Annotated in this window: 21 protein-coding genes; 9 read left to right on the forward strand and 12 right to left on the reverse strand. The window is 70.0% G+C overall.

All coding sequences use genetic code 11. The features are described 5' to 3' along the window. Positions 1-460 (forward strand): hypothetical protein (locus tag ACJ8AN_RS19695; RefSeq protein ID WP_407756943.1); only part of this gene is annotated, 460 nt, incomplete at its 5' end. 9 nt (positions 461-469) lie between these two features. Here the strand turns inward: ACJ8AN_RS19695 and ACJ8AN_RS19700 are convergent. The 5 genes from ACJ8AN_RS19700 to ACJ8AN_RS19720 all read right to left on the reverse strand — a co-directional run bounded on the left by ACJ8AN_RS19700 (position 470) and on the right by ACJ8AN_RS19720 (position 5342). Then, positions 470-1795, reverse strand: coding sequence for a hypothetical protein (locus ACJ8AN_RS19700; protein ID WP_407756944.1), 1326 nt, complete (start codon positions 1793-1795; stop codon positions 470-472). Between the two features lie 57 nt (positions 1796-1852). Continuing rightward, positions 1853-2350, reverse strand: coding sequence for a copper resistance protein NlpE (locus tag ACJ8AN_RS19705; protein WP_407756945.1), 498 nt, complete (start codon positions 2348-2350; stop codon positions 1853-1855). 123 nt (positions 2351-2473) lie between these two features. Beyond that, positions 2474-3898 (reverse strand): NADase-type glycan-binding domain-containing protein, encoded by a 1425-nt coding sequence (locus tag ACJ8AN_RS19710; protein ID WP_407756946.1) that lies wholly within the window; start codon positions 3896-3898, stop codon positions 2474-2476. Further along, on the reverse strand, positions 3895-4746 hold the full coding sequence (locus ACJ8AN_RS19715; protein ID WP_407756947.1) for a VanW family protein: 852 nt from the start codon (positions 4744-4746) through the stop codon (positions 3895-3897). Before ACJ8AN_RS19715 ends, ACJ8AN_RS19710 begins: the two co-directional genes overlap by 4 nt. Before the next feature lie 23 nt (positions 4747-4769). After that, the gene (locus ACJ8AN_RS19720; RefSeq protein ID WP_407756948.1) at positions 4770-5342 is read right to left on the reverse strand and encodes a DUF5655 domain-containing protein; all 573 of its coding nucleotides are present in this window, start codon (positions 5340-5342) and stop codon (positions 4770-4772) included. Positions 5343-5518: 176 nt separating this feature from the next. Between ACJ8AN_RS19720 and ACJ8AN_RS19725 the strand changes: the two genes are divergently transcribed. Together ACJ8AN_RS19725 and ACJ8AN_RS19730 are read left to right on the forward strand one after the other, a co-directional pair. Continuing rightward, positions 5519-6460 (forward strand): DUF2381 family protein, encoded by a 942-nt coding sequence (locus tag ACJ8AN_RS19725; RefSeq protein ID WP_407756973.1) that lies wholly within the window; start codon positions 5519-5521, stop codon positions 6458-6460. Between the two features lie 11 nt (positions 6461-6471). Then, positions 6472-6963 (forward strand): serine/threonine protein kinase, encoded by a 492-nt coding sequence (locus ACJ8AN_RS19730; protein ID WP_407756949.1) that lies wholly within the window; start codon positions 6472-6474, stop codon positions 6961-6963. A 37-nt stretch (positions 6964-7000) separates the two neighbouring features. Here the strand turns inward: ACJ8AN_RS19730 and ACJ8AN_RS19735 are convergent, their stop codons facing one another. Next, positions 7001-8545 (reverse strand): MFS transporter, encoded by a 1545-nt coding sequence (locus ACJ8AN_RS19735; RefSeq protein ID WP_407756950.1) that lies wholly within the window; start codon positions 8543-8545, stop codon positions 7001-7003. A 182-nt stretch (positions 8546-8727) separates the two neighbouring features. On the opposite strand from ACJ8AN_RS19735, the gene ACJ8AN_RS19740 reads away from it, so the two are divergent. The 3 genes from ACJ8AN_RS19740 to ACJ8AN_RS19750 are packed head-to-tail and all read left to right on the forward strand — an operon-like array spanning position 8728 to position 10857. After that, positions 8728-9732, forward strand: coding sequence for a polyprenyl synthetase family protein (locus tag ACJ8AN_RS19740; RefSeq protein WP_407756951.1), 1005 nt, complete (start codon positions 8728-8730; stop codon positions 9730-9732). Beyond that, positions 9729-10307, forward strand: a complete 579-nt coding sequence (locus ACJ8AN_RS19745) for a GbsR/MarR family transcriptional regulator (protein WP_407756952.1) — start codon at positions 9729-9731, stop codon at positions 10305-10307. Before ACJ8AN_RS19740 ends, ACJ8AN_RS19745 begins: the two co-directional genes overlap by 4 nt. A gap of 28 nt (positions 10308-10335) precedes the next feature. Beyond that, positions 10336-10857 (forward strand): gamma-glutamylcyclotransferase, encoded by a 522-nt coding sequence (locus tag ACJ8AN_RS19750; protein ID WP_407756953.1) that lies wholly within the window; start codon positions 10336-10338, stop codon positions 10855-10857. Positions 10858-10878: 21 nt separating this feature from the next. On the opposite strand, the gene ACJ8AN_RS19755 is transcribed toward ACJ8AN_RS19750, so the two are convergent. Next, complete coding sequence (locus ACJ8AN_RS19755; RefSeq protein ID WP_407756954.1) at positions 10879-11628, reverse strand: SDR family oxidoreductase; 750 nt, start codon at positions 11626-11628, stop codon at positions 10879-10881. 146 nt (positions 11629-11774) lie between these two features. Beyond that, positions 11775-12257, reverse strand: a complete 483-nt coding sequence (locus ACJ8AN_RS19760; protein WP_407756955.1) for a peptidylprolyl isomerase — start codon at positions 12255-12257, stop codon at positions 11775-11777. 255 nt (positions 12258-12512) lie between these two features. On the opposite strand from ACJ8AN_RS19760, the gene ACJ8AN_RS19765 reads away from it, so the two are divergent. After that, positions 12513-12971 (forward strand): YaiI/YqxD family protein, encoded by a 459-nt coding sequence (locus tag ACJ8AN_RS19765; RefSeq protein ID WP_407756956.1) that lies wholly within the window; start codon positions 12513-12515, stop codon positions 12969-12971. A 240-nt stretch (positions 12972-13211) separates the two neighbouring features. Further along, positions 13212-13730 carry a Uma2 family endonuclease gene (locus ACJ8AN_RS19770; RefSeq protein WP_407756957.1) on the forward strand — a complete coding sequence of 173 codons (519 nt, stop codon included), beginning with the start codon at positions 13212-13214 and terminating at the stop codon, positions 13728-13730. A 14-nt stretch (positions 13731-13744) separates the two neighbouring features. Here ACJ8AN_RS19770 and ACJ8AN_RS19775 read toward each other — a convergent pair whose 3' ends face one another. Then, on the reverse strand, positions 13745-14308 hold the full coding sequence (locus ACJ8AN_RS19775) for a hypothetical protein (protein ID WP_407756958.1): 564 nt from the start codon (positions 14306-14308) through the stop codon (positions 13745-13747). Positions 14309-14370: 62 nt separating this feature from the next. After that, positions 14371-15603: an FAD-dependent monooxygenase gene (locus ACJ8AN_RS19780; RefSeq protein ID WP_407756959.1), complete on the reverse strand. Its 1233-nt coding sequence runs from the start codon at positions 15601-15603 to the stop codon at positions 14371-14373. A 55-nt stretch (positions 15604-15658) separates the two neighbouring features. On the opposite strand from ACJ8AN_RS19780, the gene ACJ8AN_RS19785 reads away from it, so the two are divergent. Beyond that, a complete protein-coding gene (locus ACJ8AN_RS19785; RefSeq protein WP_407756960.1) occupies positions 15659-16855 on the forward strand; it encodes a trans-sulfuration enzyme family protein in 1197 nt (398 codons plus the stop codon). Positions 16856-16875: 20 nt separating this feature from the next. On the opposite strand, the gene ACJ8AN_RS19790 is transcribed toward ACJ8AN_RS19785, so the two are convergent. Further along, positions 16876-17406, reverse strand: a complete 531-nt coding sequence (locus ACJ8AN_RS19790; RefSeq protein ID WP_407756961.1) for a hypothetical protein — start codon at positions 17404-17406, stop codon at positions 16876-16878. Beyond that, positions 17403-18083, reverse strand: coding sequence for a hypothetical protein (locus tag ACJ8AN_RS19795; RefSeq protein WP_407756962.1), 681 nt, complete (start codon positions 18081-18083; stop codon positions 17403-17405). The genes ACJ8AN_RS19790 and ACJ8AN_RS19795 overlap by 4 nt, the downstream gene beginning before the upstream one ends. Positions 18084-18089 lie beyond the last annotated feature (6 nt).

Here is an 18089-nt window from a genome sequence, read left to right on the forward strand (position 1 = left end):
GCGAGTCCGCAAGGCGAAGTGGCTGGACGCGCGGGCATACCCGCTCGGGAGGGATGACTCACTCCGGGGCGTGGAGAACGCGCGGCCCGGCGAGACTGGGGCCATTCTGGGCCGCGAGCTGTACCTGCTTGAGGATGGCCGCCTGGGGCTCGTCGAGGTGGTGGGGACGTGGGTGTGGAAGATGGGCCTGCACCACTACGACACCGTCACCACCGTGGGAGACGCGCAGCTCATCGACACCGAGCGGGCGGTGAGGGAGTTCCCCCTGGCGAACCTCGTGGCGGGCCTCCACGGCATCCTGTGGTTCGAGCTCCATGTCGTGAACCCCGGCCCGCCCGTCCCGCCGGATCCGGAGTTCGAGGTGCGGCGCGATCGCTTCGTGGCCCTGGTGAAGGAGCTCTCCAAGGCCACGAGCGCGTACAACGAGCGGATCCGCCGGGTGGGGCACGGGCCCGCCTGAGCGCGGGGCTCAGTCCACCGAGGCCTGGTCCACGAAGAAGACCACGCGCCCGCCGGTGGCCGGATTGGTGACGCCGCTGACGCCCTCGGTGACCGTCCACAGGTTGGTGCCGCTGCCGGTGGCGTGCATGCCCTCGGGCATCTTCGCCCACTGGGCGCTGCCGGACAGGTACGCCGTGCGCGAGGCGCTCGAGGACACCTTGAAGAGCGCGCCGCCGTAGCGCGTCGAGCTCAGCCAGTACGAGGCCGTCGACGTCGTGGTCATGATGGGGGCCACGCCCTGCACGTTGGGCTCGTTCATGATGTAGGCGCGCTCGGGCGACACCAGGCCGTTCACCGTCTTGAGCCGGTTGGTGGTGGCGTCCACCGGCCAGCGGTAGAGCCGCCCGCCCAGCCCCGGCGTCGAGCCGTCATAGGGGCAGCCCGTGCCGGTGTTGTTGCAGTACTCGCCCGAGAGCACCACCGGCGTGGTACCGCGCGTGTCCTTGCCGACGAAGGAGAACTTGGGGCGGCAGGGGCTGGTGATGCTCGAGGGCACCACGTACGCGCTCACCTGCGGCAGCACGTACTTGTACCCGTACGCGCACCACTCGGTGCCGACATGGCCGATCGCCGTGTCGCACGTGGTGCTGGTGCTCACCTCGCGGATCTGCGTGAGGTCGAACACGCGCACGCCGTCGGAGGTGTCCGCCATGTAGAGGTAGTTGCCGAACCAGGCCAGGCCGCCGCCGTGCTCGGGGATGACGGCGAAGTTGCCGGAGCTGGTGGGCCGCACCAGCAGGACGTGGCGGTAGTTCACCGCGCTCAGCGACATGTCCGAGATGTCCGCCACCGAGATGCGCACGCCCTTCTCCGGAGCGGTGGTGGGCGCGTAGTGCCAGGAGACGATGGCGACGTTGGTGCTCCCGGACACGCCCGCGGTGAGCGCCTGGGGCACCCAGTCCGTGGTGGACATGTCACCGTCGTTCCAGCGGAAGCCGCCCTTGTAGCCCACGGCCGGCGGATGCGTGGTGGCGGTGAGCATGGGGCCCGCGCGGTTGAGATCCGCCAGGACGCTCGACAGCCCGAGCGCGGGGCCCACCGGCGTCAGGTACGAGGCGTAGGTGCTCCAGGTGTTCTGGTCCTGCATCTGCAGGCAGCTCGCGTCGTGCGTCGTCAACGCGGCGCCCTCCGTGAGGGGCTGCTGGCTGGCGCCCGTGGCCTCGTTGCCGGGCTCCAGCTCCGAGGCGGGCCCGCATCCGGCGAGCCCGGCCCCGGCGATACACGTCGCGATCAAGAGTCCCCGCGTCTGGTTGAAGCCCATCTCGTGCGCCTCCTGGAAAATACGGAAAGGCACGACTTACATGATTTGCGTGATTGATACAATGGCTTCGTGCGGGGGTGGCTCGCGAGGCTACGGCTGTGAGGGCGCGCCGCCCGTGAGCATCAGCGTGTGGGGGGACTGGGAGGCAATCTCCCGCTTCTGGCTGTCGAGCAGCCGCAGCTCCTGGCCGCCGTTGGCGGCGGCGAAGAAGCGGTTCTCGCCCTCGGACGGGGTGAGCACGTAGACGTTGGCGTTGGCGTCGGCCTGGGTGCCACTGCTCGAGACGTTGTAGCGGCCACGGCTCTCGAAGGCGTTGTCGCCCTTGCCCTGGTAGGTCTCGCGAATGACGTAGGAGCCGTCCGCGAGCAGCATCAGCTCCGTCTGGATGCCGGTGCAGTCCGCGCAGGGCAGCACGCCCTCGTAGCGGGCGCGGATGGCGGTGGTGCCCGTGCCGCCACGGCCCGTGGGCGCCACATCCGAGGAGTTGTTGGCCTCGGTGCCGGGCTCCTGTGAGTGAGCGCATGCGGCGAGGGACAGCGCCGCGATGAGCGGCAGCACGAGGGAGTGACGCGAAGAGATCGACGGCATGGTGTGGGGCTCCTTCCCGGAATGGGGGCGCGGAGCATGGCCGATCCCACCGGCCCATCGCATCTCATGGAGTGTCAACTACCAGGGCACGACGCGGTAGTCCTCGAGGGTGTGTCGCGCGGGCTACTCGCGGGCGAAGAGGTCCGTCACCGCCGTGCCCCGCACGACGAAAGCGTCCGCCTTCACCAGGTCCTCGTAGGTGTGGCCCTCCTGGCCCACGCACTCGACCTTGCCGGACTGCGTGCCCTTGGACCACTCGGCCACCAGCTTCTCGAACTCCTTGCGGCCGAGGTCCGCCACCCGCGCCACCTCCAGCTTCCCGCCCGCGATGCGTACCGTGTCCTTGTTCTGCGTGTCCGCGTACGGGTCCCAGTTCGTCTCGCTGCGGTGCCGCCGGCCAAACAGCTCCACCGCCGCCCACGGTCCGCTCGCCTGCTTCACCACCCAGGCGCCATCGAGCACCTCGGACGCGCTCCAGGTGGCGTCATCGCTGTCGTCGTAGAAGACGAAGGTGTTGTTGGTGCGCAGCTTGAACTGGCGATCCGACTTGACCGCCTCGGGAGCGCAGAGCCCGCGCCAGCGCTGGTTGGCCACCTTGCCCAGCGGCGAGCCCGCCAGCCCCGTCTCCAGCGCGCGCTTGCGCTCGTCCCCGTCCGGCGTGCGCACCCCGAGCGGCCCCTGCGCGTCCACCAGCCGCAGCTCGCTCAGCACCATGTCCGGGTAGCGCTTGCCGGGGTACACCTCGTCCACCGACAGCTTCCACACGCGGCCCTTCATCGGCGCCGGCAGCTTCAGCGTCTGCGCGCCGCTCGAGTCCTTCACGCCCAGCGGCACCGGCGCGCCCCCGTCCACCGACAGCGACAGCTTCTTCGCCCGCGCGTTCTTCTGGAAGTGGTCCTCCGAGCGCTGGTAGCCATTCCACAGCTCCAGGGCCGTCAGCTCCACCGGCGCCTCCAGCGTCAGCGTGAAGGACTCGCCCGTGCCCGGGCCCTTGGAGCCCTCGGCCCAGCCGAAGTCCAGGCGGCCGTCGAAGAGGAAGCCCGGCGCGTACGCATCCGCGGGCGTCAGCACCGACGAGGCCTCGATGCGCCCCGCCACCGTGCGCGGTGCCTTCACCGTCTGGGGCTTGCCCCCCTGCAGCAGCGTCACCTCTCCCAGACACGCCTTCGCGCCGCCGGCCGACTGCAGGCGCACGAAGAGCGAGCGCAGCTCCCGCTTGCCGAACGGCAGCGTCTTCGCCTCGGCGCCGATCTTCTGCTCCGTCAGCGCCTCGGTGCCGTTGAGGTAGAGCGCCGCCTGGAGCTCGGGCGCTCCCGTGCAGGTGCGCAGCGACACGCCGTCGAGCGACACGGGCTTCTCGAAGCGCAGCAGCACGCCCTCCTGCGCCGGATCTCCCTCGGGGCTCCAGCCGGTGGCCGGGTTGCCGTCCAGCAGCAGCTCGGCGCCCGTGCCCGAGGTGGGCGTGAGCGTCTGCAGGGCGATGGGATCGGCGGCCAGGGCTGCGCTGCCCAGGCCGAGCGCGGTGAGGAACGCGAGACGGCGGCTCATGAGGTACCTCCAACAACGGCGGATTCGGGAAGCTCGAGCTGGTGCTCGGGGACGACGTAGGCGACGCGGGCGTGGTTCTCGCTCAGCGGCTCGTCCCGGAACGCGCCCCCCGCGTGGGTGCGGCGCACGAGCTGGTTCTCCCGCCAGATGGTGCCGTCCCGGCGCACGAAGCGGTGCGCCACCTCGAGCACCTCGCAGCGGAAGCCCGGGTCCTCGGGCATCCGCACCGCGCCTCGCACGTGCTCCGCGTCCACGTGCACCTCGAGCATCACCGGCCACGGGTGCGGATTGCGGATGCGGAGATCCCTCGTGGGGAAGAAGACGGTGGCCCCGCAGCCGAAGGGCGCGGTGCGCTCGTGGTCGGGGAAGAGATCCAGGTCGTGCCGGTGGCGCTCGAGCACCTCGAGTCCCGCGTGCACCGCGAGCCAGTAGAGCAGGTTGGCCACCTGGCACAGTCCGCCCCCCGGGCCATTGGAGAGGCGGCCCTCGTGCAACTCGGGGCCGGGACGGAAGCCGCGCAGCCGGATGGGCGGGCCCACCACCGCGTGCCAGGAGAAGGTCTCCCCGGGCGCGAGGATGCACCCGTGGATCCGTGAAGCGCCGAGCCGCACGTTGTGCTCCTTGGCTCGCTGGAGCGCGTCCTCGTAGATCGTCGTCTCCCGGCGCAGCGGGCTGGCGCGCTCGCAGTGCGTGTGGGGGAATCGGGCGGCGTCTCCGCGTTTCGGGGCGGGTGGGGGACGCAGCAGTGCCTTCGTCACCGCGGGCAGCCGGCGCAGGCCCACGCGCATGGAGAACGGGAGCAGCTGGCGCGCCAGCGCTCGCAGGGGAACGGTCGGGGATACGGTCATCGGTGTGGGGGCACGGGCTTCGCTCAGGCGTTGTCGGCGTAGGCCCGCTTCAGCCAGCGCAGCACTTCGGCGTTCACGTCCTGGGGCGACTCCAGCGCGATCCTGTGCGTGATGCGCTCGGACGTCCCCTGCACCTTGCCCGCCTCCAGCCGGCCCTCGGGCTCCGTCTCCCCGAGCGCCAACCCCAGGTCCACCCGCGTCCTCGTCGACGCCCGGATGATCGCGAACTGGTTCTTGCGGATCAGCGGCACGTACCCCGTGCACGGCTCCACCCGCACGTCCTTGCCCAGCTTCTTCGCCGCCTCCAGCAGCTTCTCGTAGATGGGCCGCAGCTCCGCCTTCGGCCCCGCGTACTGCGCGTCCACCAGCGACTCGGGGCTCTTCGTGAAGCTCGGGCCACCCGCCAGCTCCGCGGAGATCATCCCCGCCTGCCCGTGCCCCAGTCCGTGCTTCTCCTTGAGCCAGGCGCGCGCCTCCTTCGGGTCCTTCGGGCCCTGCTTCTTCAGCAGCGCCACCCACTCCTCGAAGGTTTTGCCGGTGTTCTTCGGCAGGTTGCGGATGATGGCCTCGCGCATCTCGCGGGGGGTCTTCGGCATGGGGCTCCTCGAAAGCTCGGAGGCGCCAGCGTAGCCCACCGCACCGGCCATCCGTCCAGCCAGGGGCCGGGACCGGCGTCGCGCGGCCCCCGCGCCATTGCCCAGGGAGCATCAGCACGGGAGCCGGCGTGCTCGGCTGGTCGCCTTCGACCCGTTCTGGTAAGTTGTGTCGCGCCATGTGGATTTTCCTACTTCAGCGGTCTACCCTGCTTCTTTTCCTCGTAGCGTCCGTGGCAGTGGCCAGGGATCGTGAGCCCCGCGTGCGGAACGTCTATATTCGCGACAATCCGAAGGATGAGGCGGAGCGGGTGTACGTCACCGGGGAGGTGGTAACCGTGCTCCGTTTCCAACAGCCTTGTGACCCGGCGCGAACCAAGATGCTGGGTTGGGAAGGCCGCTTTGTGCCTGTGGAATGCGCCGGGAAAAGGGTTCTTGTAGAGCCGCTCCAAAACCTTGAACCCAAGGATCGCTTCCTCTTGCTGGTGACGCTTGCAGACGGGAAGGAGCTGCCCTTCACCGTCACGGCAATCGGAGACAAGGAGTGGGAGCGGCCTGATCAACAGGTGAACGTGTTCCTAGCTCCTGAAACCCAGGACGCACTCCGAGCGCAGCTAGAAGACACCCGCACCCGGCAAAAGCTTCTTGAGGAAGCAAACAGGCGTCATTGGGAGGAGAACACGGAGGACCATGCGCTCGCCAAGCTCCTGAAGAACGGTTCCGTGAGGCTCACTCCGCTGAAGGCGCGTCAGCGTTGGATCCTCAAAAAAGTGGGCATGACCGTCGAGGCCACGTTCCTCACCGGCAAGGCCAAAGCGGCGGTCTTGTTCCGTGTGACGAACCACAACAAGTTCAACCCCTGGAGTTTGTCAGAGGCTCGCCTGTTGACTACGCGGCCAGGTGAGACCGCCCCCGTATTGTTCGGTGAGGCGAAACCGTTTGCTCTGCAGAAGGATTGGGAAGAGCTTGCTCCAGGTGCATCCGGCTATCTTGCCGTCGTCGTGGACAAGAGTGCCTTCAAGTCACGAGAGGGTGCTTGCGATCTCACCGTGGAACTGTACCGCCAAGACGGTCTGTTGGACGCCCACGTTCTTCTAGATCGTCGTCTTGTCCGCGAGTAAAAGCGCCGGTCATGTCTTCGAACAGAGCACTGCACCGTCTCACGTTTGTGGTCTTGCTTCTTGCGACTGCTGGCTGCCCTTCCGGGGGCGTGCCCTTGCGACCAGACGGCAGCCCCGGACCGGAAAAGTGCCCGGAAGAAGCCCTCAAGGCAATGCGCATTCTGCGTCTGCAAGTAGGCGACTCCGCCTTCGTTGAGCTCGACGTGAACCAGACCGACACGAGCCCCGTCACTCTGTACGACGGACCGGTCGAGAGCATGCTGAATGATGACCTTGGACCACTCGAATCGCCCACCCGGCTTTATGGACGGGTCTGGACTGGTGGCCCACAGGTCGTCATCCGGTATTACGAAGCGAAGCCACCGAATGGGGATGTAATCCCTATCTGTGCGGTGGACAGGCTCGCAAAGGGCCAACTCAAGAAGCTGCCCGAATCAAAGCCTGGAATGGCGCTAGTCGAATTCTCGGCGTCAGGGGTTTACATCGTGGACTCTTTCCGGTGAGAGGCCGCCCGCGTTGCACTGATCGGAAGCGGGAGGGTCAGGGCTCGGCGTTGGCGGACGGGGCCTCGGCGAGCACCGGGGCGGGCATGGGCACCGGCATGGCCACCTGCGCCGCGCGGACCTGGAGCTTCATCCCCACCCGCGACAGCAGCGCCCCCAGCGAGCACACCGGCTGCGCGCCCGGCTCGACAATGCGCATGGCCAGGAAGGCCGCCGCCACCCGAGTCACCGCGGACAGCGCGAAGAGCACGTGCAGGTTCACCCACGCGTGGCCTCCGAGCACGAACTCGGTGGGCAGCAGGCTCGCGAGTCCCCCGCCCAGCGCCGAGGCCGCCGCGTAGGCGAGCCCTCCCGCCGTGGAGAACGCCGCCAGGTAGAAGGGCCGGCCCCGGCGCGGCGCCACCGACAGCGGCAGCGCGAAGCTCGCCAGGCCGTGGCCGCCCCACAGCACTCCCGCCAGCACCACGTCCAGCAGCAACGGCCAGAGGAACGTGGCCGTCGGGAAGAGCCAGATGGAGGGGATGACGCCAATGCCCAGCGAGCACGCCAGCAGCACCGGCTGCGCTCCCAGCCTGTCGATGAGCCTGCCCCACAGGGGCGCGGTGAGCATGCGCATCCCCGCCACCGCCGCCAGGTAGATGGCCATGGTGAGGAAGCTCATCTTCAGGTTCTTCAGCATGTGGAACGAGTAGAAGGGCGCGGACACGCCCACCGCCGCGTTCCAGGCCACCTGGTACACCAGCACCCGGCGCGCCCGCTCGTCGCGCAGCGGCAGCAGCGCTACGCGGAAGTCCAGCTTCGCCTTCTCCCGGTCCGGCGCGGGATCATGCTGGCGCGCCATCAGCACCGTCGTCACCACGCCCGCCACGCAGGCGATACCGGCCAGCAGCGGCAGGCCGAGGCCCACGCCCTCGGGAGGGCGCAGCTTGTCCATGAGCACGCCCGCCACCAGCGACGTCAGCGTGCTGCCCAGGGTGGTCAGCGCCGTGCGCCGGCCGAAGAAACGCCCCCGGATGGATTCGGGCACCAGCTCGCCCATCCACGCCACCCAGGCGTTGTTGCCGATGACGCCCAGCACCGCCGACACCGCCGCCACCCCCACCAGCAGCCGCTGTTGCCCCGCCAGCGTCAGCGGCAGCCACGGCAGCACGCACAAGGGCAGCATCACCTGGCGCGACAGGCACACCGCCACCAGCGCCACCCGCCGGTAGCCGAACGTGGACGTCAGCCACGCCGCCGGGAACTGGATGAACTGGGCGAAGAAGGGCAGGGCCGTCATCACCCCCACCAGGAAGGGTCCCAGCTTGAGCGCCAGCGCCCAGCCGGTGAGCACCGTGGCCCCCGCGCACGCGGTGAAGACCTCGGCCACGATTCCCTCGGACACCGAGGCCCTCAACGAGTGGCGCAGGGCCCGGTGCGCCGGGTTGCCCGGGGGGACGGTGGGCGCGGTGCTCGCGGCGGGGGCCCCCACGAGCGGGGCGGCCGAGCCCGGCAACGAGTTTCCAGGCCGGAAGAGGGGGACGGCGGAAGCCAGGGCAGCACAGCTGCGGAAGACGTTGCGGCGCAGGACGGCGAGTGACACGCGGACCCTTGTGGCTGTAGAGGCCGAGTCTGTCTCACGACGCACCGCGCCGACTCAAACCCACCCCCCGCACCTGCCTGCCCCCCTTCCAGGCCCCCCCGCCTGCTCGTCCCTGTAGGAAGCTGGTGGCAGTTCACGCGGTCTTGAACTATATGAACGGCCGCAGAGGAGAAGAGGGGTACATGGAACTCGCGCGTGAGCTGGTGGACTTTCTGGGGAGCGTGGAGCAGCGGCTGGGCTCGATGCTGGCGGACGGGGATGCGGGCCCGGGCGTGAAGGGCGACACGCTGATGGAGGCCGCGCGCCACCTGTGCGTCGGCACCGGCGGCAAGCGCGCCCGCCCCATGCTCGTGCGCTTGTTCGGCGGCGCGGTGGGCGTGGCCCCCGAGCAGCTCGTCGACGTGGCCGTGGCCGCGGAGATGATCCACTCCTCCAGCCTCCTGCACGACGACGTGGTGGACGCCGGCATGTACCGCCGCGCCCGGCCCACGGTGAACGCCCGCTGGGGCAACATCGTCGCGGTGATGAGCGGAGACCTCATCCTCTCCACCGCCCTGCACCGCCTGGCCCACCTGGATCCGCGCCTCACCCAGACGGCCCTGTCCGTGGTGGTGGAGATGTCGCGCGCCGCCATCACCGAGGTGGAGTCCCGCGGCAACCTGGACCTGCCCCTGGAGCGCCTGCGCTACGTCGCCGAGGGCAAGACGGGCTCGCTCTTCGGCTGGTGCGGCAGCGCCGCCGCCACGCTCGCCGGCCAGCCCGAGGCCGCCCAGCGCTTCGATCTCTTCGGCCGCCGCTTCGGCGTGGCCTTCCAGATCGCCGATGACATCCGCGACGTGCTCGGCACGGACCCCGGCAAGCCGCGCTACGCGGACGTGCTCTCGGGGACGCCCTCGCTGCCCATCCTCCTGGCGGTGGCGCGCGATGGCAGCCTGAGGAACAAGCTGAAGGACGCCTGGGCCTTCACCACCGTCAACCCCGAGCGCACCCGCGCCATCGGCGATGCCATCGAGGCCACTGGCGCCGTGGAGCTCTCCATGGAGCGGATGAACCGGGAGCTGGACGCGGCCGTGGACGCGCTCGGCGCGTATGCGCAGCAGGGCTCGGGCCTCCAGCTGGTGGACTGGGCGCGCAAGCTGTCCGAGGGCATCGCCGCCCAGGCCCAGGAGCGGAGCCGCGCTGCATGAAGGGCTACCTGTGGACGAGCGGTGTGGAGTCGGCCCGGGGGGAGGGCTCGAGCAACGGTCACCTCGCTCCCTGGGAAGCCATCGCCATTGACGCGGTGGGCAACGTCATCGAGTTCTGGGGCTTCAAGCGCAACCAGGGCCGCGTCTGGGCCCTGCTGTACCTGCGCGGCGAACCCCTCACCGCCGGGGAGCTCGAGCGCGAGCTGGAGCTGTCCAAGGGCGGCGTGTCCATGCTGCTGCGCGACCTGGAGCGCTGGGGCGTGGTGCGGCGCGTGCGCTCGCCCCAGGACAGCGCCTGGCGCTACGCGGCCGAGACGGACCTCATCCGCATGGTGTCGCATGTGATTGAAGAGCGGGAGGCGGGCTTCATCGAGCGCATCCGCGCCGACCTGTCCGAGGCCCGCCGGCTGGCCGAGCAGGCGGGGAACGTCCCCAGTGAACACCTGGCCCGGCTGGAGAAGATGGCCACGCTTGCCGAGCACGTGGAGCGCGCGTTACGGCTGTTCATCAAGACGGCGCGCCTGGACGTGGGCGCCATCCTCGGCGCGCTGCGCGAGGACTCGCACCGGCAATGAGGCGGCCCGAGGGCCAGGGAGTCAGGCGATGGACTCGCATTACGATCAGGTGATGAAGGCGCGGAGCACGGCCGTGACGGCCGCCTCGAAGCTGTACTTCGCGTACTCGACGATTCTGGACCGCGCGGCCTTCGAGGAGTGGCGGGGGCAGCACAGCTACGACTTCTTCGAGCTGCCCGAGGGCAAGCTGGCCGAGGCGCTGGACGTGGACCTGGTCTACGACTTCCCCTCGCGGTGGTGGGGCGGGCGCGTGGCGGGGCTGACGGACGCGCCGGGCAAGAGCGTGCACGGGCGGCTCTTCGAGATCAGCGGGCAGGACTGGCCCATCATCCAGCACAAGGAAGGCGCGGTGACGAGCATGTGCGTGGAGCGGCTCGTGCGCGTGCGGGTGGAGGGCCAGGAGTTGCAGGCCACGGCGTTCGTGACGTCGCCCCGGCGCGCCTCCACCGAGGGCCCCATCAGCCAGCGCTTCATCGATGCGCTGGTGCGCGGGGCGCAGAGCGCGGGCCTGCCCGCCGAGTACATCGAGCGGCTGCGCCGCGGCGAGTAGGGCAGGGCGCCCGAGGCCCCTTCACCAGGGGATGCGCTCGCCCCGGAAGTCGAAGAAGCCCCCGCTGTCCTTCGGGGTGAGCCGGTCGATGACGCCGATGAGGCCCGAGGCCGACTCGGTCACCGGCGTCGGAGCGTCCGAGCCCCCCATGTCCGTCTGCACCCAGCCCGGGCTGAGCACCACGGTGACGATGCCCTCGTCCTTCAGGTCCTGGGCCAGCGAGCGCGACGCCATGTTCAGCGCGGCCTTGGACATGCGGTAGCCGTAGGCGCCCCCCGAGCTGTTGTCGATGGAGCCCAGCCCCGAGCTGATGTTGGCGATCTTCGCGCCCCGGGAGCGGCGGAGCATCGGCAGCAGCGCGCCGGTGAGCCGCAGCGGGCCGAGCGCGTTCACCTCGAAGGTCCGGGTCGCGTCGGCCAGGTCGAGCGCCTCGACACCATCCGCGCGCTCGCGGCTCCTCACGCCGGCGTTGTTGATGAGGAGATCCACGGGCCCGGCCACCGAGGCCGCGAACGCGCGCACGCTCGGCTCGAGCGCCACGTCGCAGGCGGAGATCCGCAGCCGGCCACCGGAGGACTCCACGAGAGCGGCGAGCTCGTTCGAGCGCTCGGGCATCCGGACTCCCGCGTGAATGGAGTCGCCCCGGGCGAGGTACTGGCGCACGAGCTCGAGGCCGATGCCGCGGTTGGCTCCCGTGATGACGATGTTCATGGCCGCGAGCCTATCGCAGCGGGCGCGCACGCTGGCATCGGCCATATTGTGGAGGCGCATGCCCCGAGAGCCCCCCGCCGTCCTGCCCGTTTCCCTGCGGGCGATCGGGCCGCCCTGCTCGCCTGGCTGCGCGCGGGACGGCGCGGGGGACGCTCCTCGTAGACGCGAGGGCCTCCGACTCCGCGCTCGTCCCGTGGGCGTGTCGCTCAGTGCTCGTGGCCCGGGCCGTGCGCGTGGCCGTGCTCGAGCTCTTCCTTCGTCGCCGCGCGCACCTCGCGCACCGTCACCTCGAAGTGCAGCGTCTTGCCCGCCAGCGGGTGGTTGAAGTCCACCACCACCGTCTTGGGGCGCACCTCCTTCACGAGGAAGTCCACCTCGTCGCCCTCCTCGTCCGTGGCGCTCACGATGCCTCCGGCCTCCAGCTCCATGTCCGGCGGGAAGTCCTCGCGCGGCACCTCCTCCACGCCGTCCGGATCGTACTCGCCGTAGCCGTCCTCGGGGGTGACGGTCACCTTCAGGGACTCGCCCACCTTCTTGCCCTCGAGCGCCTTCTCCAGGCCGGGGACGATCTGCTCGTGGCCGTGCAGGTAGACGAGCGGCTCGCCCGGATCGCTCTCGTCGATCGTTTTCCCGTCTCCCAGGTGCAGCCGGTATTCGATGGAGACGACGCTGTCATTCGCGATTTGCATGGATGCCCTCCTCGGGGCGCGGCGGCACGGCACGCTCGGAGCCGGGACTTCCCCGGGGGTTCCCGCGGGAGGGGCTCCCGCCGTGCCTGCCTGATCATGGGGTTGCACGCGTGCTCGTGCAGCGGTGAGCCTCGCTCACCTGACCGCCAGGCGAGTGCGTGCCAGCGCCCTGTACCACAGCATTCGGCCGTCCGCTCCCCCTACCTCGGGGAAGGCGTGCCCTCCTCCGCCCCATCTGCGAGGATGCCGCCCCTCATGAAAATCTGGGTCGACGCCGATGCGTGTCCGGGGCCGGTTCGCGACATCCTCCTGCGGGCCTCTCAGCGCCTCCAGGTGCCCACCGTGTTCGTGGCCAACAAGCGCCTGACACTGCCGCGCTCGGAGCTCGTCTCCACGGTGCAGGTGGGCGCCGGGCTCGACGTGGCGGACACCCATATCGCCGCCTCGGCGCAGGCGGGGGACCTGGCCGTCACCCAGGACATTCCGCTCGCCGCGCTGCTCGTGCCCAAGGGCGTGGTGGTGATTGATCCACGCGGCGAGCTCTTCAGCGAGGAGAACATCGCCGAGCGCCTCTCGGTGCGGAACTTCATGCAGGACCTGCGCGAAAGCGGCGTGATGACCGGCGGCCCCGGAGGCTTCTCGGCGCAGGATCGCCAGCAGTTCGCCGCCACGCTGGACCGCGAGCTCACCCGGCTGCTGAAGACGCGGACCTGAGCCGGCACAAGGGCAGCACCGCGGCGGCATGGGCTGGCGGGGTGACGGGCATGAAGGCAGGAACGTCATTCCTCGCACACGCCCGGGGAAGAGCTTCGCGCGGCGCGGGCACCGGCATTGCACTGCACGAGGGGCATGATGAAATCTTCTCTCATGTCCCTCCGTCGTCCTCCCGAGTCCGAGTCCACAGAGCGAAACGCCCCGTCCGTCGAGGCGGCCTTCCAAACGGCACCAGAAGAGATGGTGGCTCAAATCCTCGACGGGGAACTGCGCCTCAGCCCTCGCCCGGCCCGCCCCCACGCCAACGTGGCAACGAACCTCGGCATCATCCTCGGAGCGCCCTTCAAGTTCGGCACGGGAGGGCCTGGCGGGTGGGTGCTCATCTATGAGCCGGAGCTGCACCTCGGTCCCCGGCCGGACAAGCTCGTGCCGGACCTCGCCGGGTGGAGGCGCGAGCGCTTGCCGCGCGCCGTCGGCGGGGACGACGCTCCGGCGCACTACGGCCTCGCTCCGGACTGGGTCTGCGAGGTGCTCTCCGATCGCACGCGGCGCCGGGATAAGGGCGCGAAGATGCGCATCTACGCTCGGGAAGGCGTGCGGCACCTGTGGCACGTGGATCCAGTCGCGCGCACGATCGACCTCTTCCGGTTCAAGGACGGTGACTGGATCCTCCTCCATTCCTTCTCTGGGGAGGAGCGCGTCCGCGCCGAACCGTTCGAGGCCATCGAGCTCGATCTCGCGCTCGTCTGGTCCGAGTAGGGCGTGCTCCCGTTTCAGGGCCGCCGCGCCCCGAGTGCCATCGCCGAGCCGACGAAGGCTTTCATCGCCTTGTAGCCGTGCGGCGGAGGCAGCGCGGTGGTGCTGGCCGTGCCGAACTGGGTGATGCCCTGCGGCACGAGGCTCGCCAGGTTCCACGTCCTGCCCCCGAAGGTGAAGTCGGCGCTGGAGCGCAGCGCCGCGGAGAACAGGTTGCTGGCGAGCGGCCCCACCGCCGTCCCCACCACCGTGGAGAAGCGCTCGAAGGTGGCGATGGGCTCGCCCCGCGAGAACGTGTCCGGGTTGGAGAAGTCTCCGCACGGCTCGCGGTTGAGGTACAGCGTGAAGCGGCCGGTGGCGTCGAGCGACAGCTCCAGGTCTCCATTCTGGAGCGTCTGGACGGTGAAGGGCTCGGAGCGGAAGGTGAAGTGGGCGGTGGCTTCACCCGGAGGGCCGTGGAAGAGCGGCGCCATTCCCCCCAGGTGCGCGAAGTAGCCCAGATCCAACTGCCTGCCATCCCGGGCCTCGTAGAAGCGCCCCACGGCGTACCAGACGACACCTGCGGTCGGAGGAAGATCCATGGGCGCGCATGCTACCGCGCCCTCGCCGCGAAGCCGCTTCCAGCGGAGTGGGAGCAGCCACCTTACGAAGCGCCGGGGCCCGGAAGCTGGGACACCGGGACGCCGTAACGCGGCTCGACGAGGGGACCGCCGGGGCCCCCCTGGCTCGCCTTCTTCGAGAGCTTCAGCACGACGCCGAGCACCGTGAACATGAGGTGCTCGACGAACATCGGGGCCATGACCATGCGGTGCACGCGGGTCTGCATGGCTTGAATCATGTCGGCCTCGGGGCGGCGCTCGGCTTCGATCTTCTGGAAGACCTGCTCGTCGACGGGCTGGCCGGTGCGGATCGCATCGAGCATGTGATTGGCGGCCACCATGCTGTCGCGCAGGGCCAGGTTCAGCCCCTGGCCGCCCGAGGGCGACATCGTATGCGCCGCGTCCCCGAGGAACAGCAGCCCGGGGACATACCAGCGCTCGAGCTTGTCGACGACGACGCGGAGGAACTGGGACTCGGTGCGCTCGTCGAGCTTCGCCTCGAGGTGGGGCCGCAGCTTCGCGGGCACCACGGGGAGCAACTGGCGCCGCAGCTCGGGGAGGTTCTTGCGCAGGCTGCCCAGGTCCCCGGGGGCGCTGTAGGCCACCTGCAACCGGGAGCGCGTCGTGGGGAAGAAGACGGCCACCACGCCCTTGCCGAACATGTGGACATCGACGCCGTCGGGGAGCGCCTCGGGGGCGTCCGAGAAGTCGAAGCGCAGCCACACCACGTCCGCGGGCACCTGGGTCGCCTCGACCTGGAGGCCCACGTCCTTGCGCAGCCCGCTGTTGCGGCCGCTGCAGTCCACGAAGACGTCGCCATCGATGCGGCCCTCGGAGCCCTCGCGGCGCGTCTTCAGAGCCACCACCTTGCCGTTGTCGCGGATCGTCCCGAGCACCGTCGTGCCGAAGTCGAGCCGGTAATGCGGGAAGCGGCCGCACAGCTCGTGGAGCACCTGGAGGAACCCGGCCTGGGAGATGAGCGAGCCGCGCTCCTTTCCGCCTGGGACCATGACGCGCCGCGAGTGCCCGACGAACATGCGCCGCTCGACGTTGGGCCTGGCGGCCTTGCGCTCCACGAGCAGCGGGAGCAGACCGAGCTTTTCCAGGGGAGCGAGCGAGGCGGGTTGGAGGAGCTCGCCGCGGAACTCGCGCTCGAAGTCGGGGTGGCGCTCGAGCACGCGCACCGGGACGCCGTTGGTGACGAGTTGATAGGCGAGCATCATTCCGGCCGGGCCCGCGCCGATGATGACGACCTGGGGATTCGTTTGGTGTGACATGGGGGGCGGACTCTATCCGCCCTCGGGGCGCTCCAACATCCGAACGAGGTGAACGATGGCTTCAGACTGGGACGTGCGGACGCGGCTCGTGCAGGCCGATGCCGGGGAGGAGCAGGGGGCACCGCTCAACACGCCGCTGGTGATGTCCACCACCTTCCGCGCCCACCCCGAGGGCGTGGGTTTCTCCGCCGTGGACATGGGCGAGGAGTCCCCCTACTTCTACGCGCGCTGGTCCACGCCCACGGTGCGCACCCTGGAGCGTCGCCTCGCCGAGCTCGAAGGAGGGGAGGACGCCCTGTGCTTCGCCAGCGGCATGGCCGCCATCACCGGGCTGCTGCTGCACCTGCTCGGGCCGGGCGATCACCTCGTCATCAGCGACGTCTGCTACGCGGGCGCGGCGGAGTTCGTCCGGGGCAAGCTGCGGCGCTTCGGCGTCGAGGTGTCGCCCGTCGATACCTCGGACCTCGAGCAGGTGCGGGCCGCCCTGCGCCCGAACACGCGGCTCGTCTACATCGAGACGCCGTGCAACCCCATCCTGAAGCTGACGGATGTGGCGGCGGTGGCCTCGCTCGCGCACGGGGCCGGGGCACGCCTCGCCGTCGACGCGACGCTCGCGACGCCCATCGGCCAGCAACCCCTCGCGCTGGGCGCGGACCTCGTCATCCACTCGCTGACCAAGTACATCGGCGGCCACGGGGACGTGCTGGGCGGCGTCGTCGTGGGGCGGCGCTCGGAGCTGGCGGCGCTGCGTCAGGACTCGCTCATCCACCTGGGCGCCGTGCTCAATCCCTTTCCCGCGTGGCTCATCCTCCGCAGCCTCGCCACGCTGCCTCAACGCATGGCCGCCCATGAGTCCACGGCCCGCGCGGTGGCCTCGTTCCTGGAGAGCCACTCGCGCGTGCACCACGTCCTCTACCCGGGGCTCGCTTCCCACCCGCAGGCGGAGCTCGCCCGAGCGCAGTTGCGCAATACGTCCGGGATGATCGCCTTCCAGGCGGACAACGGCCCCGCGGTGGCTCGACGGCTCGCCGACAGGCTGAAGGTCGTCAAATACGCCGTGTCGCTCGGCAAGCCGCACAGCCTCGTCTTCTACCTGCCGACGGAGGACCTGCAGCGGACCTCCTTCCAGCTCTCGCCCGAGCTGCTGGAGCGCTACCGGGCCTGGGCGGGCGACGGCATCTTCCGCCTGTCGATCGGGCTGGAGGCTCCGGCGGACCTCATCCGCGACCTCGAGCAGGCACTGGCCCCCTGAATCGCACGGAGCAGGCGCGGTCAGTCGGCGTCGCCTTCCTGCTCCCAGGAGGGCGTCACGCCGTCGAGCCAGGGCCGCATCATCTCGCCGACGAGCTCGGTCTCCACGCCCAGGGACGAGCGCCGGAACACGGCGTAGGGCGCACCGGCCTCCATCACCGACATCTCCTGATGGCAGTCCTCCTTGGTGAAGGCCGCGAAGAGCGGAATGGACTCGCCGTTGTCGTCCCAGGGGTAACCGTCGACGGTCAAGGCGAGGTCCATGTGGCTCAGGCCCTCGGGCAGGTTGACCGGGTCCCCGTCCTCGCCGTCGTCCCACGCCTTGGCCGCCGCCTTGAGGTTGGGCGTCCCCAGCTTCGAGAAGATGAAGTCGCAGTGGACGGCGTCGTCGGCCTCGTCGCTCCAGAACTGCGACACCAGCATCAGCGCCGAGCGCAGCTCGGGGTGCTTGTCGAAGACCCGGCCCACGCCCTGGGCGATCTGCGCGACGATCTCCTCGCGCTTCTTCGCCGTCTGCTCCGAGGTGTACTTCTTGTCGCTGTCCCCGCTCATTCGTTCCCTCGCAGGATGTCCAACTGTCCGAGCCGCTCGCGCGGCGAAAGCCGGTGCATGTAGCACTCGAGAATGACGTCCACGCCCGCGCCGAGCCGCTCCCTCACCCAGCCCAGGCCGAAGGTGGCGGGGTGCACGGGCCGGTGCGCATCGCGCTGCCCGAGGCTCTCCGACACGTGGACCTCGCCGATGCGCGGATAGTCCTGGAGGCGCTTCCACGTGCGCTCGGCGAGCACGCCCGCCTCCCGCTGGATGCACAGGTGCGAAACGTCCACCGCCAGCCGCAAGCCCATGTCCATGGCCCGCTCGAGCTCCTCCCCGGTGCCCAGCACATAGCCCGGGTACATCGTCTCGAGCGTCCGGTCCGCGAAGGCGCCCTGTCCGGCGCGGTGGAACCAGCGCGCCGCCGCGTCGTCCTGGGCCCGGGGCGGGTGCACCGAGTGCGAGCCGACGAGGCACTCGGCCTCGGGGGACCAGACGGGGCCGCGCAGCGCGCGCCAGTGGAAACCGTGGTGCGTGCGCGTCTCCACGCCCCGGTCCTTCAGCCAGGCCTCGAAGCCTCCCGTCGGCGCGTTGCCGGGGGTGAGCTGGAGGCCCTCGGCTCCGAGGGAGAGCAACTCCTCGGCGGCCGCCTGCATGGGGCGCCCCTGGAGGCAGCTCAGCGCGAGCAACAGCATGCCCGG

It is taken from the genome of Archangium sp., assembly GCF_045802675.1.
Classification (GTDB): domain Bacteria; phylum Myxococcota; class Myxococcia; order Myxococcales; family Myxococcaceae; genus Archangium.

Bases quoted from the DNA above. Each gene is read 5' to 3' on its own strand.
- ACJ8AN_RS19705 (WP_407756945.1), bottom strand. From the start codon at position 2,350: ATGCCGTCGATCTCTTCGCGTCACTCCCTCGTGCTGCCGCTCATCGCG.
- ACJ8AN_RS19710 (WP_407756946.1), bottom strand. From the start codon at position 3,898: ATGAGCCGCCGTCTCGCGTTCCTCACCGCGCTCGGCCTGGGCAGCGCA.
- ACJ8AN_RS19715 (WP_407756947.1), bottom strand. From the start codon at position 4,746: ATGACCGTATCCCCGACCGTTCCCCTGCGAGCGCTGGCGCGCCAGCTG.
- ACJ8AN_RS19720 (WP_407756948.1), bottom strand. From the start codon at position 5,342: ATGCCGAAGACCCCCCGCGAGATGCGCGAGGCCATCATCCGCAACCTG.
- ACJ8AN_RS19725 (WP_407756973.1), top strand. From the start codon at position 5,519: ATGTGGATTTTCCTACTTCAGCGGTCTACCCTGCTTCTTTTCCTCGTA.
- ACJ8AN_RS19730 (WP_407756949.1), top strand. From the start codon at position 6,472: ATGTCTTCGAACAGAGCACTGCACCGTCTCACGTTTGTGGTCTTGCTT.
- ACJ8AN_RS19740 (WP_407756951.1), top strand. From the start codon at position 8,728: ATGGAACTCGCGCGTGAGCTGGTGGACTTTCTGGGGAGCGTGGAGCAG.
- ACJ8AN_RS19745 (WP_407756952.1), top strand. From the start codon at position 9,729: ATGAAGGGCTACCTGTGGACGAGCGGTGTGGAGTCGGCCCGGGGGGAG.
- ACJ8AN_RS19750 (WP_407756953.1), top strand. From the start codon at position 10,336: ATGGACTCGCATTACGATCAGGTGATGAAGGCGCGGAGCACGGCCGTG.
- ACJ8AN_RS19755 (WP_407756954.1), bottom strand. From the start codon at position 11,628: ATGCGCCTCCACAATATGGCCGATGCCAGCGTGCGCGCCCGCTGCGAT.
- ACJ8AN_RS19760 (WP_407756955.1), bottom strand. From the start codon at position 12,257: ATGCAAATCGCGAATGACAGCGTCGTCTCCATCGAATACCGGCTGCAC.
- ACJ8AN_RS19765 (WP_407756956.1), top strand. From the start codon at position 12,513: ATGAAAATCTGGGTCGACGCCGATGCGTGTCCGGGGCCGGTTCGCGAC.
- ACJ8AN_RS19770 (WP_407756957.1), top strand. From the start codon at position 13,212: ATGGTGGCTCAAATCCTCGACGGGGAACTGCGCCTCAGCCCTCGCCCG.
- ACJ8AN_RS19775 (WP_407756958.1), bottom strand. From the start codon at position 14,308: ATGGATCTTCCTCCGACCGCAGGTGTCGTCTGGTACGCCGTGGGGCGC.
- ACJ8AN_RS19780 (WP_407756959.1), bottom strand. From the start codon at position 15,603: ATGTCACACCAAACGAATCCCCAGGTCGTCATCATCGGCGCGGGCCCG.
- ACJ8AN_RS19785 (WP_407756960.1), top strand. From the start codon at position 15,659: ATGGCTTCAGACTGGGACGTGCGGACGCGGCTCGTGCAGGCCGATGCC.
- ACJ8AN_RS19790 (WP_407756961.1), bottom strand. From the start codon at position 17,406: ATGAGCGGGGACAGCGACAAGAAGTACACCTCGGAGCAGACGGCGAAG.
- ACJ8AN_RS19795 (WP_407756962.1), bottom strand. From the start codon at position 18,083: ATGCTGTTGCTCGCGCTGAGCTGCCTCCAGGGGCGCCCCATGCAGGCG.